We start from the raw sequence: 15310 nt of genomic DNA on the forward strand, positions 1-15310 counted from the left end.
AAAATAAGGCGGTCGGTTGACCGCCTTTTTTATGGAGCAAACTATGAATAGCGAAACCATCGTTGCGCAGGCGACGCCGCCAGGCCGAGGCGGCGTGGGCATACTGCGCGTGTCGGGAAGCAGAGCCGCTGAGGTGGCGCAGGCGCTACTGGGCAAGCTGCCGAAGCCACGCTACGCCGACTACCTGCCGTTTCGCGACGAGGACGGCAGCGCGCTGGATCAGGGCATTGCGCTATGGTTTCCCGGCCCGAACTCCTTCACCGGCGAAGACGTGCTGGAGCTTCAGGGCCACGGCGGCCCGGTGATCCTCGATCTGCTGCTGAAACGCATCGTGGCGATACCCGGCGTACGCATCGCGCGCCCCGGCGAGTTCTCTGAACGCGCCTTTCTTAACGACAAGCTGGATCTGGCGCAGGCGGAAGCCATCGCCGACCTGATCGACGCCAGCTCTGGCCAGGCCGCACGCTCGGCGCTGAACTCGCTACAGGGCGTCTTTTCGCAGCGCGTTAATCATTTGGTGGAAGCACTTACTAACCTGCGAATCTTTGTTGAAGCGGCCATCGACTTTCCCGATGAGGAAATTGATTTTCTTTCCGACGGTAAGATAGAGGCGCAGTTAGCGCAGGTCATCGCCGATCTTGACGGCGTGCGCGCCGGGGCGCATCAGGGCAGCCTGCTGCGCGAAGGCATGAAGGTGGTGATCGCCGGACGACCCAATGCCGGAAAATCCAGCCTGCTCAACGCACTGGCCGGGCGCGAAGCCGCTATCGTCACCGACATTGCGGGCACCACGCGCGACGTGCTGCGTGAACACATCCATATCGACGGTATGCCGCTGCATATTATTGATACGGCGGGACTGCGCGAGGCGGGCGATGAAGTTGAGCGCATTGGAATTGAACGCGCCTGGCATGAAATCGGGCAGGCCGACCGGGTGCTTTTCATGGTGGATGGCACCACCACGGCTGCCACCGAACCTGCCGAGATTTGGCCTGATTTTATCGCCCGTCTGCCTGCTGCGCTGCCGGTCACCGTGGTACGTAACAAGGCTGATGTAACCGGTGAAGCCGCAGGTATAGAAGAAGTGAATGGTCACTCACTTATTCGTCTTTCCGCACACACCGGCGCAGGCATTGCTGCGCTACGCGACCTTTTGAAGGCGAGCATGGGATTCTCTGGCAACATTGAAGGCGGTTTTATTGCGCGTCGCCGCCATCTTCAGGCATTAGAGTTAGCGGCCACTCACTTACTTCAGGGACGATCGCAGCTGATTGACGCGCGCGCGGGAGAACTGCTGGCCGAAGAACTGCGCGTCGCTCAGCAGGCGCTTAGCGAAATCACCGGTGAATTTACCTCAGACGACCTGTTAGGCCGGATTTTCTCCAGTTTTTGTATCGGGAAATAACCTGCCAACTGCGCCTTCGTTCCGCACAGTGCTTTGCTGTGCGGGATTTTTAGCGATAAATCACGCGCTTCTGTGAATAACACCACGTTCATGAATTTAATCGCTATCTAAAGCAATAAATGTTTTTAAGGACCTGATGCAACCCGCTTTACACTGGAGAAAAGGCGGCCTGGATTCTTTTCATGGCCCGCCAGTGTTTAAAATAAAGGAGTTCTCATGCATCTGGCCCGCTTCCCCCGCCTCAACCTCGGACATTTTCCCACCCCGCTTGAGCCGCTGAATCACCTTACCCGCTTACTGGGCGGCCCGCAGTTATGGATTAAGCGCGACGACTGCACAGGCCTCGCGACCGGCGGCAATAAAACGCGCAAGCTGGAATTTTTGCTGGCTGATGCATTGGCGCAAAAGGCCGACGTGATTATTACGCAAGGCGCAACGCAATCTAACCACGTGCGTCAGACCATTGCCGGTGCGGCAAAACTTGGACTAAAGGCGAAAGTGTTTTTGGAAAAGCGGGTAACGGATTTTGGCGAAGACTATCAGCAGTCGGGCAATGTTCTGCTGGATCACCTTCTCGGAGGCGAAGTGGTGGCGCATCTGGAGGCTGGCACTGATATGGCGCTGGCGATGGAGGAATATGCACAGTCGCTGCGTGAGCAGGGACACACGCCATATATTATTCCTGGCGGCGGCTCTAATCCTGTTGGCGCGCTGGGTTATGTGGCCTGCGCGGAAGAGCTGTTATATCAGTCAAGCCAGCAGCGCTTACGCATCGATCACGTAGTGCATGCCACAGGCAGCACCGGTACGCAGGCCGGGCTGGTCGCGGGTTTCACCGCCAGCAACAGCGGCATTCCGGTATTGGGAATTAGCGTTCGCGCGCCGAAAGAGAAGCAGGAAGAAAACGTTCGTCAGCTTGCCGAGCGCACGCGTGAACTGCTGGGCGTAAAAGGCGAACTGCCTCGCGAGGCGGTGAAAGCGAACAGCGATTATGTTGGCGATGGTTACGGCCTGCCGACAGAAAGCATGCTGGAAGCCCTGACGCTGCTGGCACAGCACGAAGGCATTTTATTGGATCCGGTTTACTCGGGTAAAGGTATGGCGGGCCTGATCGATCTGATACGTAAAGGGCATTTCCGTCAGGACGAAAACGTGGTGTTCATTCACACCGGCGGCGCGGCGGGGCTGTTCGGTTATCGCCAGGTGCTGGACGCATACCGTGGCTGACCGCTTTTTATTGGGCGTGTTGGGCGGCATGGGCCCGCTGGCTACCGTGGACTTTCAGTATAAAATCCTGCTGGCGGTTGGCGCAGACAGCGATCAGCAGCAAATCCCCATGGTTATCTGGAACGTGCCACAAATCGCCGATCGGCAAAAAGCGCTGGCGGGCCGTGGTCCCTCACCGTTGCCCCAGTTACTGACGGGAATCGAACAGCTCAACCGTATTGGCGCCACACATATCGTTATTGCATGCAACACTGCTCATCACTGGTTTGCGCCGCTGGCCGAGGCAAGCAGAGCGCCGCTGCTGCACCTTGCCGACGCCACGCTTGAGGCCGTGCTCAATTTGCCGCAGCAGCCAGCGCGCGTTGGCATGATCGCCACTGAGGCAACCTGCGCGGCCGGATGGTTCCAGCAACGTTTTGACCGACACAATATTGCCACGCTCACCCCAACGGCACAGGAAATGAACGAATGGTTCGTCCCGGGCTGTTACGCGGTTAAGCGGGGCGCTTTACAGGAAGGCGGCGAGTACCTGGCAAAGCTGGCACAGGCGCTGTGCGATCGCGGCGCTGAACGACTGGTGCTTGCCTGCACTGAAGTGCCGCTGGCGCTCAACGCTGTCAAGTGGTCGCCGGCGCAGCCGACAATTGATCCTGCCGAAGCGATGGCAATGTTGTGCGCCAATATATGGCGACAGCGACGTGCGGAAATAGTATGAGTCGCAGAAATATAAATAAACATCGGGCAACTGCTATTTCCAATAATCGATATCCGCTATTCATATAAATGATTAAGCGGTAACTCTTTATAATGCCGTCACATATTATTTATTGCGCCCGGAAAAAATGAAAAAACACCTTATTCTACTGTTGGCGACTGCCAGCCTGTGGAGCAGCCTGAGCCAGTCGGCTGATAAACCTGAAGAAGTTCGCGTTGCCTACAGCGGCGGATCGCAGGTCATTATGCTGGCAAAAGCGGATGGCTCACTGGAAAAAGAGCTGGGTAGCAAAGTGAAGTGGGTACAGTTTGCCTCCGGCGCGGACGCGCTAAGTTATTTTGCCAGTGGCGCTATTGATATTGCTAATTTTGGCTCAAGTCCGGCAACGGCGGGCGTGGTGCGAAAACTCCCTGTGGAGATCATTGGCGTTTCCGGCGTCATTGCCAGCTACGAACGTTTAATTGGCAAAAACGGTATCCGCACAATTAAAGATATTGAAGGTAAACGCGTGGCTTATCCGCCAAATTCTACGGCGCAATATGCGCTTGAGGCCGCGATTACCGTTAATAAACTCGATCGCAGTAAAATTACCCTGTTAGCTTTACGCCCGGCGGAAATGGTGGCGGCATGGCAACGCGGCGATATCGATGCAGGATACGTCTGGGCGCCCTTTGCTCAACAGCTTGAATCCAACGGCGGACATCAGGTCTTCGCCACGAAAGATCTGCAAAAAAGCGGCTACCTGATTTATAACAATTACGTTGTTCGTAAAGCCTTTGCAGAGAAGTATCCGCAGACCGTAAGCGCCTTCCTGCGCGTGCATCAGCAGAAGGTTGATGCGTTCCGTAAAGATCCCGAGCGCGCATCGGCCATCGTTGCGAAAGAGGTTGGCGCACCGGTAGCCACCGCAGCCAATACGTTGGGTGGCCTGGAGTATCCGTCACTGAGTGAACAGACGACCGCGGCCTGGCTGGGCGATGGAACCGATGCGGATAACAGCGGAATCGGTAAAGCACTGACCAAAACCGCAGGCTTTCTTGCCGACATTGGCGAAATCCGTAAGCGCGATATTCCCGGTCACTGGAACAACGCGATCAACTCGCGCTATATCCGTGAAGCGGCAGCGCCTGCCAAATGAAACTGAGTCAACAGGTCGCAATCGGTACGCTTTCAGTCACGCTGTTTTTTATTCTGTGGCAAGTGGCAGCAACGCGGCAATGGGTTGATCCGCTATTGCTGCCGTCGTTGACTGACATTGGCATTACGACGGAAGAGCTGCTGGCTGACGGTTATCGACAGGTGCCGCTGTGGCAGCACATTTCTGTCAGCCTTGCGCGGGCGCTGGGCGCCTTTGCCGTGGCGATTTTATTGGGCGTTCCCCTCGGCCTGCTGATGGGCCTGTCGGCGACGCTTGCCGCCGTGCTCAATCCCTTTGTCCAGTTTCTGCGGCCATTGCCGAAAATCGCGTTGATCCCGCTGGCTGTGGTGTGGCTGGGGATTGGTGAAGCATCGAAATTCTTTTTAATTTTCATCGCCACTTTCTTAAGCGTGGTGGTGGGCGCAAGCGCGGCGGTAGAGCGCATTGGACGCTCGCGCATCCGCGTGGCGCAAACGCTGGGCGCCAGCCGCAAACAGATATTTTCTCGCGTGGTGCTACCGGATGCGCTGCCGGAGCTGTTTACTACCGTTCGTCTCTCTATCGGCATCGGTTGGACCTCGCTGATTGCCGCTGAAATGGTGGCGGCCAGTTCAGGCCTGGGCTGGATGGTGATTAACGCCAGCTCTTATCTACGCACCGATATCGTTATGCTCGGCATTCTGCTGCTCGGCGGAATTGGTTATTTACTGGATTTAATACTGCTGGGCCTACAGCGCTGGCTGGTGCCGTGGGCGGGAAAAGAATAATGCCGCACATTTCTCTTGATAACGTCTCTCTGCATTACTCAGCGAAACCGCAACCGCTAACGGTTCTGGAAGATATCACTCTGGCTATTGCGGAAGGCGAGTTCGTGGTGCTGCTCGGTCCTTCGGGCTGCGGAAAATCGACCATTCTCAATCTGGTGGCGGGGTTCCAGACGCCGCAAAGCGGCTCCGTTGTCTGCAACGGTAAAACGGTTCAGAAACCAGGACCGGATCGCGGCATGATTTTCCAACAGCCGAACCTTTTTCCCTGGCTCTCAGTACTGGAGAATGTGACCTTTGGGCCACGCCTGCAAAAACATCAAAAAACGAAGGTTACAGAGCAAGCCAGGCAGTGGCTCGATCGCGTGGGGCTGGCAGGGTTTGAACATCATGCTCCGTGGCAGCTTTCCGGCGGCATGAAACAGCGCGTAGCGCTGGCGCGCGCCTGGCTACCGGGGCCGGACGTGTTGCTGCTGGATGAACCTTTCGGCGCGCTGGATGCGCAGACCCGGATAATGATGCAGGAACTGCTGCGCAAAGCATGGACAGAAACATCCACCACGCTGCTGTTTGTTACTCACGACGTTGAAGAGGCGCTGTTTCTGGCAGACAGGATCCTGATCATGTCTGCCAGGCCTGGAAAAATCGTGGATGAAATCGTGCTGCCTTTTGGCCGCGAGCGCGACATCGAAACGCTGGCAGAGCAGCCAGACTACCGTGAGATTAAACATCGCGTGTTACATCGGGTACGGCAGGAGGCCAGACGGCATCTGAGCTGGCGTCTTCCATAAGTTAAAAAATTCCGAAAAAACGATCGGCTGCGTAAAGCATCGTGAAATAAGCTAAGAAGATTCCTATACTATTGCCGATTGCAGCTGATTGTTATCACGGAGTGACCAATGGCAAATTATTTTGCGCGCTGGACGCTGGTTATTTTAGGCTTATCGCTCGGCCCGTTCGTGGGCGGCGCGTTGCTTGAATGGTATGGAAAAGCGCTTTTCTGTGCGATGGCGCTTTGCTGCCTTGGCATTGCGGCATTAATGCTGGTGGGGAAATCCCGTACTAACGCCCGACTGGAAGAACAATAATGAAGAAAAATATTACGCTCATCACCGGCGGCGCTCGCGGTATTGGCCGGGCGACAGCGCTGAACCTGGCGGCCAAAGGCCATAAGATCTGCATCGGCTACCATTCGCGCGAAACGTGTGCGCAGGCCGTGGTGGAGAGCATTCGTCAGCAGGGCGGCGAAGCCCTCGCCATTTGCGCTGATATTGCCAGCGAAGATCAGATTGTCGCTATGTTTCAGCAGATAGATGAACAGCTCGGCCCGCTGACCGGCCTGGTTAACAACGCCGCGATGCTTCAGCAACAATCCTCCATTGAGCAGTTGACCAGCCAGCGGCTGGAAAGGGTGCTCGCCACTAACGTGACGGGCAACATTATCTGCGCTCGCGAGGCGGTGAAGCGTATGTCGTGGCGTCATGGTGGCCAGGGCGGCGCGATTGTTAATGTCTCTTCCGCCGCCTCGCGGCTTGGCGCGCCGCACGAATATCTCGATTACGCCGCGTCAAAAGGCGCAATCGATACGTTTACCATTGGGCTTTCTTTAGAAGTGGCGGCACAGGGCATACGTGTGAACGCCGTGCGGCCCGGCTTTATCTACACGGAAATGCATGCTGACGGCGGCGAACCGGGTCGCGTTGATCGGGTGAAGGCGCTGATCCCGATGAAGCGCGGCGGCACGCCGGAAGAGGTTGCGCAGGCGATCGTCTGGCTACTCTCCGACGACGCCTCTTACGTCACCGGAAGCTTTATCGATCTTGCGGGTGGCAAATAACGCACGTCAAGGCGGCCGGGCGCTCAGGTTAATGCGCGTCGATAAATACGATCTTCAGCACAAACAGCAGCGCGACAACCACCACACACGGGCTGATTTCCCGCCAGCGGCCGGTGCCCAGCTTCATCACGCAATAGGAGATAAAGCCCAATGCGATCCCCTCCGTGATGGAGAAGCTGAACGGCATCATGGCGGTAGTGACAAAAGCGGGCACCGCTTCGGTCAAATCTTCCCACTTCACCCGCGCCAGGCTTGAGGTCATCAGTACGCCAACGTAGATCAGCGCGCCTGCGGTAGCGTAAGGCGGCACCATGCCCGCCAGCGGCGAAAGGAACATCACGGCCAGGAACAGGATGCCGGTGACCACCGCAACCAGGCCGGTGCGGCCACCGATTGAAACGCCGGAGGTGCTTTCAATGTAGGCGGTAACGGAAGAGGTACCGATGTAAGCGCCCGCTACCGAGCTGAGGCTGTCGACATACAGCGCCTGCTTCATGCGCGGGAAAGTGCCTTTTTCATCGGTCAGACCGGCTTTGTCCGTTACGCCAATCAGCGTGCCGGACGAGTCAAAAAGGTTAACTAACATGAATGAAAAGATGATACCGGCCATACCGATATTGAACGAACCGGCTAAATCGACCTCACCCAGCACGGCAGTCACGCCGGTTGGCATCGAAAACACGCCGCCATATTGGACGTCGCCGGTCACCAGGGCGATCAGCGTCACCACGACGATGGAAACCAGCACGGCAATATGCACGTTACGCGAAGCCAGCACGGCAATAATAAAGAAACCCAGTGCGCCCAGCAGCACGCTGTGCGAGGTCAGATCGCCGACGGCCACCAGCGTGTCTTTATTAGGTACCACGATACCGGCGTTTTTCAGTCCAATCATCGCAATAAACAGGCCGATACCGGCGGTGATCCCCACGCGCAGGCTGAGAGGAATATTGGCGATCATCCAGTAGCGAATGCGGAAAATGGTCAGCAGCAGCAGACCAACAGCGCCCCAGAAAATAGCGCCCATGCCCACCTGCCAGGAGATGCCCATGGCACCCACCACCACAAAGGCAAAAAAGGCGTTCAGCCCCATCGCCGGTGCCAGCGCCACCGGCAGATTGGCAATCAGCCCCATCAAAATACTGCCGCCAGCGGCAATCAGGCAGGTTGTCACAAATACCGCCTGGGTATTCATGCCCGCCACGCCGAGGATCTGCGGATTCACGAAAACGATATAGACCATGGTGAGGAACGTCGTGAAGCCTGCTATCACTTCGGTACGCACCGTCGTGCCGTGCTCCTGGAGTTTAAAAATCCGCTGCATCAGACCGGAGTTATTCATTGTTTCATTCCAAAACGGAGAAGGATTTTTCGTCGGCTATCCTAACCTATTCATCGAAATTTGGTAGACGGACGAACGGTTTTTTCGCAACCGATTGCGCTGCTGAGTGTTGATTAACGGGTCGCATTTCGCCGTGAGTTAAGTAAAGTGTCGGAACAGGGCAACAAGGGAGAACCGCCGATGTCTGTTGAATGTGTCTTTTTTGATTGCGACGGGACGCTGGTTGACAGCGAATTGTTATGTACGCAGGCCTACGTCAATACCTTTGCACGGTTCGGCGCAGAGCTTTCGCTCAACGAGATGTTTGAAAAATATAAGGGCGTGAAGCTCTACGATATTATCGATGATGTCTGTGCGCAGCATCAACTCTCCGCCACGGTAGACGAGCTTGAACCCGCTTATCGTAAAGAGGTCGCCAGACTTTTTGATCGTGAACTGAAACCCATCGCCGGCGCCCGCGCGCTGCTGGAAAAGATGAACGTGCCCATTTGCGTGGTATCGAACGGCACCGTCGGTAAAATGCAGCATTCGCTGGGCCTGACGAAAATGCTGCGCTTTTTTGATGACCGGTTATACAGCGGCTATGACATCAACAGCTGGAAACCCGATCCCGATTTGATGCTGCACGCGGCCAGCGAGATGGGCGTGGCTATCGATCGCTGCATTTTGGTGGACGATTCAGAAGCGGGCGCAAAAGCCGGTATCGCGGCAGGCATACCGGTTTTCTACTACTGCGCGGATGCGCACAACAGGCCGCTGGCGCATCCGCTGGTGACGTCTTTTGATGATATGGCGCAACTGCCCGACCTGTGGAACGCGCGCGGCTGGACGCTGACGACCTGATCAGCCAATCGCGCCCAGCCGATCCTCGCTGCCCTGGGTTTTGGGTAACAAAAACAGCGTGGCGACGATATCCAGCAGGTAGATAAGCGCCAGCAGAGTAATGGCGGCAACAAAAGAGAGCTGGCTGGCGAGCATACCGATCACCAACGGGCCGAAGCCGCCGACGCCGCGCCCCAGATTAAACAGCACGTTCTGCGCCGTGGCGCGCGCCTGCACCGGGTAGGTGTCGGAAATCAGCGCGCCGTAGCCGCCAATCATGCCATTAACGAACATCCCCATAACCGCGCCGCTGAACAGCATAATCGTGGGGTCGCGGAGCTGCGCGTAAATCACCACCATAATCACTGCGCCGAACTGATAAAGCAGGAAGATTTTCCAGCGTGCGAAGCGATCGGCCAACATGCCGAACAGCCAGATACCAAAGATCATGCCGACGACCGTCACCGCCGTCCACAGGCCTGATTTTGTCAGCGTAAAACCAAAACTGGACGAGAGATAGCTCGGCATCCAGATCATCAGCCCGTAATAGCCGAAGTTCTGTACCGAGCAGAGGATCAGAATGCCAAGGCTGGCCTTCGCGGTGGCGGCATCTCTGAACAGCAGCTTCAGGCGTGCGGAGAACGACAGCGTCTGGGTGTTTTTTTGCGCGCGGGTGAAGCCTTCAGGCTCGCCTGCGCCCCGTCGGATAAAAAATGACACCAGCGCAGGAAACAGCCCGACCAGAAACATACCGCGCCAGCCGATAACGTCCAGCAGCAGCGGCGTAATAAACGCCGCCAGCAGCACGCCGAGCTGCCAGCCAATACCCACCCACGCCGACGCGCGATTGCGCTTATTGGCCGGCCAGGCTTCGGCGATCAGCGCCATACCGATACCGAACTCGCCGCCCAGCCCGACGCCCGCCAGCGTGCGGTAGATCAACAGATCCCAGTAGCCCTGCGCCACCGCACACAGGCCGGTAAACAGCGAAAACATCAGAATGGTGAAGGTCAGCACGCGAATGCGCCCCAGCCGATCGCTGAGGTGGCCAAAAATGATGCCACCCGCCACGGCGCCAATCAGCGTCCAGGTGACCAGCGAACCGGCCTGAGAAGCATCCAGCGCCAGCGAAACGCTGATGGCAGGCAGCATAAAGCCAAGAATAAGCAGATCGAAGCCGTCCATTGCATAACCGCTGACGGCGGCCAGCATGGCCTTCGCGGGCGTGGTGCCCGGCTGCTGAGAAGTCATGTGCGTTCCCTGTCTGAATAAATGTGCGGCAAGTATAATTTTGCAGACGCAGCCATTCCAGAGGAAAACGCGGAGGCGGAGAAATCAGGCCGGATTAATCCGGCCTGATAAGGATCAGGCGGGCGTGCTGCTGCTGTCGTCGCCGGTAAGCAGTTTATCAAGCTGGTCGCCACCGACGTGGCGGAAGTCCTGACCTTTCACGAAATAGAAAATGATTTCACAGATGTTCTGACAGCGGTCGCCAATACGCTCAATGGCGCGTGCGCAGAACAACGCGGTCAATACGCTGGGAATAGTGCGCGGATCTTCCATCATGTAGGTCATCAACTGGCGGACGATGCCTTCATATTCCTGATCCACCTTTTTGTCTTCCCGATAGATTTCGATCGCCGCATTCAGATCCATACGCGCGAAAGCGTCCAGCACGTCGTGCAGCATCTGGATGGTGTGGTGCCCCATCGACTCCAGACTCACCAGCAACGGCTGGTGCGACTGACCAAATTTTTCCAGCGCGGTGCGGCTAATTTTTTCCGCCACGTCGCCAATACGCTCCAGTTCGGAGATCGTTTTGATGATCGCCATCACCAGCCGCAGATCGCTGGCGGTGGGCTGCCGCTTGGCGATAATGCGCACGCAGGCTTCATCAATCGACACTTCCATCATATTCACTTTCTGATCGCCGTCTATGACCTGCTGCGCCAGTTCGCCGTCCTGATTATGCATCGCGGTGATCGCATCGGTCAGCTGCTGCTCCACCATGCCGCCCATGGTCAGCACCTGGGTACGAATGTGCTCCAGCTCGGCGTTAAACTGCCCGGAGATATGTTTGTTCAGATTCAGGTTATCCATCGTGTTCTCCAGTCAAATTAACCGTAGCGGCCGGTAATATAGTCTTCAGTCTGTTTCTGGTGCGGCTTGGTAAACAGCGTGTCGGTATCGCTGAACTCAATCAGCTCGCCCAGATACATAAAGGCGGTATGATCGGAGCAGCGTGCCGCCTGCTGCATATTATGCGTCACGATCACCACGGTATAATCCTGCTTCAGCTCGGTGATCAGCTCCTCAATGCGACCGGTTGAGATCGGATCCAGCGCCGAGCAGGGTTCATCCAGTAGCAGCACTTCAGGACGAATGGCGATGCCGCGCGCGATGCATAAACGCTGCTGTTGTCCGCCGGAAAGGCTGTAGCCGCTCTGATGCAGCTTGTCTTTGGTTTCCGTCCACAGGGCTGCCTTGGTCAACGCCCACTGCACCCGCTCATCCATATCGGCGCGCGAAAGCTTCTCAAACAGCCGCACGCCAAAGGCGATATTATCGTAAATCGACATCGGAAACGGCGTGGGCTTCTGAAAGACCATACCGACGCGCGCGCGCAGCAAAGCAATGTCCTGGCTGGCGGTCAGGATGTTTTCACCATCCAGCAGAATTTCACCCTCGGCGCGCTGTTCGGGATAGAGCGAGAACATCTTATTGAAGGTGCGCAGCAGGGTTGATTTGCCGCAGCCCGACGGGCCGATGAAGGCGGTCACCTGGTTTTTCGCGATATCCAGATTGATACTCTTCAGCGCATGGAATTTCCCGTACCAGAAGTTTAAATCACGCACCTGAATCATCTTACCGCTATTGTCAGCCATTCTCTTTCTCACTGGTTCGCGCCGCCGCAGCCGCGCTTCTTCATTAATGTTTGCCTTTGGCGAAGATCACCCGCGCCAGAATGTTCAGCAGCAGTACGCAAAGGGTGATCAGCAGCACGCCAGCCCAGGCCAGGCTTTGCCATTCGGCAAACGGGCTCATGGCGAATTTAAAGATGGTTACCGGCAGGTTGGCCAGCGGCTGCATCATGTCGGTGCTCCAGAACTGGTTGGAGAGCGAAGTGAACAGCAGCGGCGCGGTTTCACCCGCAATGCGCGCAATCGCCAGCAGCACGCCGGTCAGGATGCCGGATACGGAGGCTTTCAGCGTAATCGCCGAAATCATCTTCCACTTCGGCGTGCCCAGCGCGTAAGCCGCTTCGCGCAGGCTGTCCGGCACCAGCTTCAGCATGTTTTCCGTGGTGCGGATAACAATGGGGATCTGCAACAGCGCCAGCGCCACCACGCCAGCCAGGCCCGAAAAGTGCTGCATCCGGGCGACAACGAGGGTGTAAACGAACAGGCCAACCACGATGGAGGGCGCGGAGAGCAGGATATCGTTAATAAAACGAACCACCTCCGCCAGCCAGGATTTGCGACCGTATTCCGCAAGGTAGATCCCCGCCAGAATACCCAGCGGCGTGCCGACCGCCGTTGACCATAAAATCAGCAGGCCGCTGCCCGCGATGGCGTTCGCCAGGCCGCCGCCGGCTGTATTAGGCGGCGGCGTGTTGGCGGTAAACAGCGACAGCGTCATGCCGTCAATGCCGCGGGTGACCGTTGCAAACAAAATCCACACCAGCCAGAACAGGCCAAAGGCCATGGTCAGCAGGGAAAGCGTCAGGGCGATGCGGTTTTTCATTCGCCGCCACGCCTGCATTTTGCGGCGTGAGACGTTCAGTTCGGCGCGGGCCTGCATTTCCATGGTGGTCATGAGCGCGCTCCTTCATTTTTCGCCAGCCGCAGGATCATAAATTTAGAGCAGGCCAGCACGATAAACGTAATGATAAACAGGATCAGTCCCAGCTCCATCAGCGCGGCGGTATGCACGCCGGATTCCGCCTCGGCAAACTCATTCGCCAGCGCGGAGGTAATGCTGTTGCCCGGCATAAACAGCGAGGCGCTGTCCAGTTGCCAGGTGTTGCCGATAATAAAGGTGACCGCCATGGTTTCACCCAGCGCGCGGCCAAGACCAAGCATGATGCCGCCAATCACGCCGTTTTTAGTAAATGGCAGCACGATGCGCCAGATAACTTCCCAGGTGGTACAACCGATGCCGTAGGCTGATTCCTTCATCATCACCGGGGTTTGTTCGAACACGTCGCGCATCACCGAAGCGATATAAGGAATGATCATAATGGCAAGAATGATGCCGGCGGCAAGTATGCCGATACCAAAGGCCGGGCCGGAGAACAGCGCGCCGACGATGGGGATATTCGCCATCAGGTCGCCCAGCGGCGTCTGGAAATACGTGGCAAACAGCGGGGCAAAAATAAACAGTCCCCACATGCCATAAACAATACTGGGGATCGCCGCCAGCAGCTCTATCGCCACGCCAAGCGGACGACGCAGCCAGGCCGGCGCCAGTTCGGTCAGAAACAGCGCAATGCCAAAGCTCACGGGAACGGCAATGATCAGGGCGATAAGGGAAGTCACAACGGTGCCGTAAATCGCCACCAGCGCGCCAAACTGCTCGCCAGGCGCATCCCAGGTTTTGGTCCACAAAAAGGAAAAGCCGAACTTCTGTATGCTGGGCCAGGAGGAGATGATAAGCGAGACAATAATCCCACCGAGCAGCAACAGCACCACCAGCGCCGCCAGCTTAACCAGCGCGCCAAACAGAATGTCACCTTGCTTTCCGGGAGCCTTGAAAGTCGACCTGGTTGCAGCCATAGCGTTCTCAATGTCGGAAGTGTTGAGGCGGACTGAACGCCGCCTCGCGGTATGGGCGAATAGCTCCGCCGTAGCTTTAGTACAGCGCTTTGCCGCTGCTGTCTTTCACGTTGGTTTTCCAGGCTGCGCGAACCTGCTCAACCACGGTATCCGGCAGTGAAGCGTAGTCAAGGCTGCTGGTGGTTTTGCCGCCGTTTTTATACGCCCAGTCGAAGAATTCGAGCACCGCTTTGCCTTTTTCAGCGTTCGCCTGATCTTTATGCACCAGGATGAAGGTGGTTGAAGTGATCGGCCATGCGTTATCGCCTTTCTGGAAGGTCAGATCCTGGGCGAAAGATTTGCTCCAGTCAGCGCCTTTCGCCGCATCGCTGAAGCTCTGCTCACCCGGTTCGACCGCTTTGCCATCGGCATCTAACAGTTTGGTATAGGCCAGACTGTTCTGCTTCGCGTAGGCGTATTCCACATAGCCGATGGAGCCTGGCAGACGCTGAACAAACGCGGCGACGCCATCGTTGCCCTTGCCGCCCAGGCCGGTTGGCCAGTTTACGGTGTTGCCTTTGCCCACTTTGCTGCTCCAGTCGCTGTTCACTTTTGCCAGGTAGCTGGTGAAGACGAAGGAGGTGCCGGAACCGTCCGCGCGACGCACCACGTTGATGTTGCTGTCAGGCAGTTTCACGCCAGGATTCAGCTTTGTGATCGCCGGATCGTTCCATTTTTTGACCGTGCCGAGATAGATATCGCCAACGGTTTTGCCATCCAGCGTCAGCTGGCCGGATTTCACGCCAGGGATATTTACCGCCAGCACCACGCCGCCGATGACGGTCGGGAACTGGAACAGACCGTTTTTCGCTAAATCTTCATCTTTCATTGGCGCATCGGAGGCACCAAAATCCACGGTTTTGGCGATGATCTGCTTCACGCCGCCGGATGAGCCAATCCCCTGATAGTTAACCTGAGCACCCGTCGCTGCGTTGTAATCTGCCGCCCACTTATTATAAACCGGCGCCGGGAAAGTCCCGCCCGCACCGGTGAGATTGGTGGCGGCAAGGGCAGATACCACGCTCAAGGAAAGAGCCGCTGTCACGCACTGTACCAGGGTTTTTTGCATCAGAGTCATATTCCCTCCGGGGGATTAAAAGTCGGGCCGTATGCCGTTTTAATAAGAATATTGATTGCTGCTGGAGGCAAAATAGGACAGTTTCGTGACAGTAAAATGTACGCAATATGACAGTTTTATTACAGCCCGCAGGGCGATCGGCAAATTGTGATCGCTGTCAGCGGCACC

At 56.7% G+C, this 15310-nt stretch carries 16 protein-coding genes; 9 read left to right on the forward strand and 7 right to left on the reverse strand.

Annotated features, from left to right (window positions below):
- The first annotated feature begins 43 nt into the window (after positions 1–43).
- From mnmE to GS12_RS07110, 8 genes are all read left to right on the forward strand, one after another.
- Entirely contained in the window at positions 44–1405 is a 1362-nt protein-coding gene (mnmE, locus tag GS12_RS07075; protein WP_034945328.1) for a tRNA uridine-5-carboxymethylaminomethyl(34) synthesis GTPase MnmE, read from the forward strand.
- Between the two features lie 216 nt (positions 1406–1621).
- The gene (gene cuyA / locus GS12_RS07080; protein ID WP_034945331.1) at positions 1622–2632 is read left to right on the forward strand and encodes a D-cysteate sulfo-lyase; all 1011 of its coding nucleotides are present in this window, start codon (positions 1622–1624) and stop codon (positions 2630–2632) included.
- Complete coding sequence (gene cuyB / locus GS12_RS07085; RefSeq protein WP_034945334.1) at positions 2625–3347, forward strand: cysteate racemase; 723 nt, start codon at positions 2625–2627, stop codon at positions 3345–3347. Before cuyA ends, cuyB begins: the two co-directional genes overlap by 8 nt.
- A gap of 127 nt (positions 3348–3474) precedes the next feature.
- Complete coding sequence (locus GS12_RS07090) at positions 3475–4485, forward strand: taurine ABC transporter substrate-binding protein (protein ID WP_034945337.1); 1011 nt, start codon at positions 3475–3477, stop codon at positions 4483–4485.
- Complete coding sequence (locus GS12_RS07095) at positions 4482–5252, forward strand: ABC transporter permease (RefSeq protein ID WP_034945340.1); 771 nt, start codon at positions 4482–4484, stop codon at positions 5250–5252. Before GS12_RS07090 ends, GS12_RS07095 begins: the two co-directional genes overlap by 4 nt.
- Positions 5252–6040 carry an ABC transporter ATP-binding protein gene (locus GS12_RS07100; protein WP_034945343.1) on the forward strand — a complete coding sequence of 263 codons (789 nt, stop codon included), beginning with the start codon at positions 5252–5254 and terminating at the stop codon, positions 6038–6040. Before GS12_RS07095 ends, GS12_RS07100 begins: the two co-directional genes overlap by 1 nt.
- A 108-nt stretch (positions 6041–6148) precedes the next feature.
- Positions 6149–6337 (forward strand): hypothetical protein, encoded by a 189-nt coding sequence (locus tag GS12_RS07105; protein WP_052118382.1) that lies wholly within the window; start codon positions 6149–6151, stop codon positions 6335–6337.
- A complete protein-coding gene (locus GS12_RS07110; RefSeq protein WP_034945346.1) occupies positions 6337–7086 on the forward strand; it encodes an SDR family oxidoreductase in 750 nt (249 codons plus the stop codon). The genes GS12_RS07105 and GS12_RS07110 overlap by 1 nt, the downstream gene beginning before the upstream one ends.
- 28 nt (positions 7087–7114) lie before the next feature.
- Here the strand turns inward: GS12_RS07110 and GS12_RS07115 are convergent, their stop codons facing one another.
- Entirely contained in the window at positions 7115–8428 is a 1314-nt protein-coding gene (locus tag GS12_RS07115) for an NCS2 family permease (RefSeq protein ID WP_034918170.1), read from the reverse strand.
- 180 nt (positions 8429–8608) lie between these two features.
- On the opposite strand from GS12_RS07115, the gene yieH reads away from it, so the two are divergent.
- The gene (gene yieH, locus GS12_RS07120; RefSeq protein WP_034945349.1) at positions 8609–9271 is read left to right on the forward strand and encodes a 6-phosphogluconate phosphatase; all 663 of its coding nucleotides are present in this window, start codon (positions 8609–8611) and stop codon (positions 9269–9271) included.
- Here yieH and GS12_RS07125 read toward each other — a convergent pair whose 3' ends face one another.
- From GS12_RS07125 to pstS, 6 genes are all read right to left on the reverse strand, one after another.
- Positions 9272–10501, reverse strand: coding sequence for an MFS transporter (locus tag GS12_RS07125; protein WP_034945353.1), 1230 nt, complete (start codon positions 10499–10501; stop codon positions 9272–9274).
- A gap of 114 nt (positions 10502–10615) precedes the next feature.
- Positions 10616–11350 (reverse strand): phosphate signaling complex protein PhoU, encoded by a 735-nt coding sequence (phoU, locus tag GS12_RS07130; protein WP_034918177.1) that lies wholly within the window; start codon positions 11348–11350, stop codon positions 10616–10618.
- Between the two features lie 17 nt (positions 11351–11367).
- Positions 11368–12135: a phosphate ABC transporter ATP-binding protein PstB gene (gene pstB / locus GS12_RS07135; protein WP_034918179.1), complete on the reverse strand. Its 768-nt coding sequence runs from the start codon at positions 12133–12135 to the stop codon at positions 11368–11370.
- A 43-nt stretch (positions 12136–12178) separates the two neighbouring features.
- On the reverse strand, positions 12179–13066 hold the full coding sequence (gene pstA, locus GS12_RS07140) for a phosphate ABC transporter permease PstA (protein ID WP_034945355.1): 888 nt from the start codon (positions 13064–13066) through the stop codon (positions 12179–12181).
- Positions 13063–14025, reverse strand: coding sequence for a phosphate ABC transporter permease PstC (gene pstC / locus GS12_RS07145; protein WP_034918184.1), 963 nt, complete (start codon positions 14023–14025; stop codon positions 13063–13065). The genes pstA and pstC overlap by 4 nt, the downstream gene beginning before the upstream one ends.
- Positions 14026–14101: 76 nt before the next feature.
- On the reverse strand, positions 14102–15142 hold the full coding sequence (pstS, locus tag GS12_RS07150; RefSeq protein ID WP_034945358.1) for a phosphate ABC transporter substrate-binding protein PstS: 1041 nt from the start codon (positions 15140–15142) through the stop codon (positions 14102–14104).
- Between the last annotated feature and the right edge of the window lie 168 nt (positions 15143–15310).

It is taken from the genome of Erwinia oleae (genome assembly GCF_000770305.1).
GTDB classification, from domain to species: domain Bacteria; phylum Pseudomonadota; class Gammaproteobacteria; order Enterobacterales; family Enterobacteriaceae; genus Erwinia; species Erwinia oleae.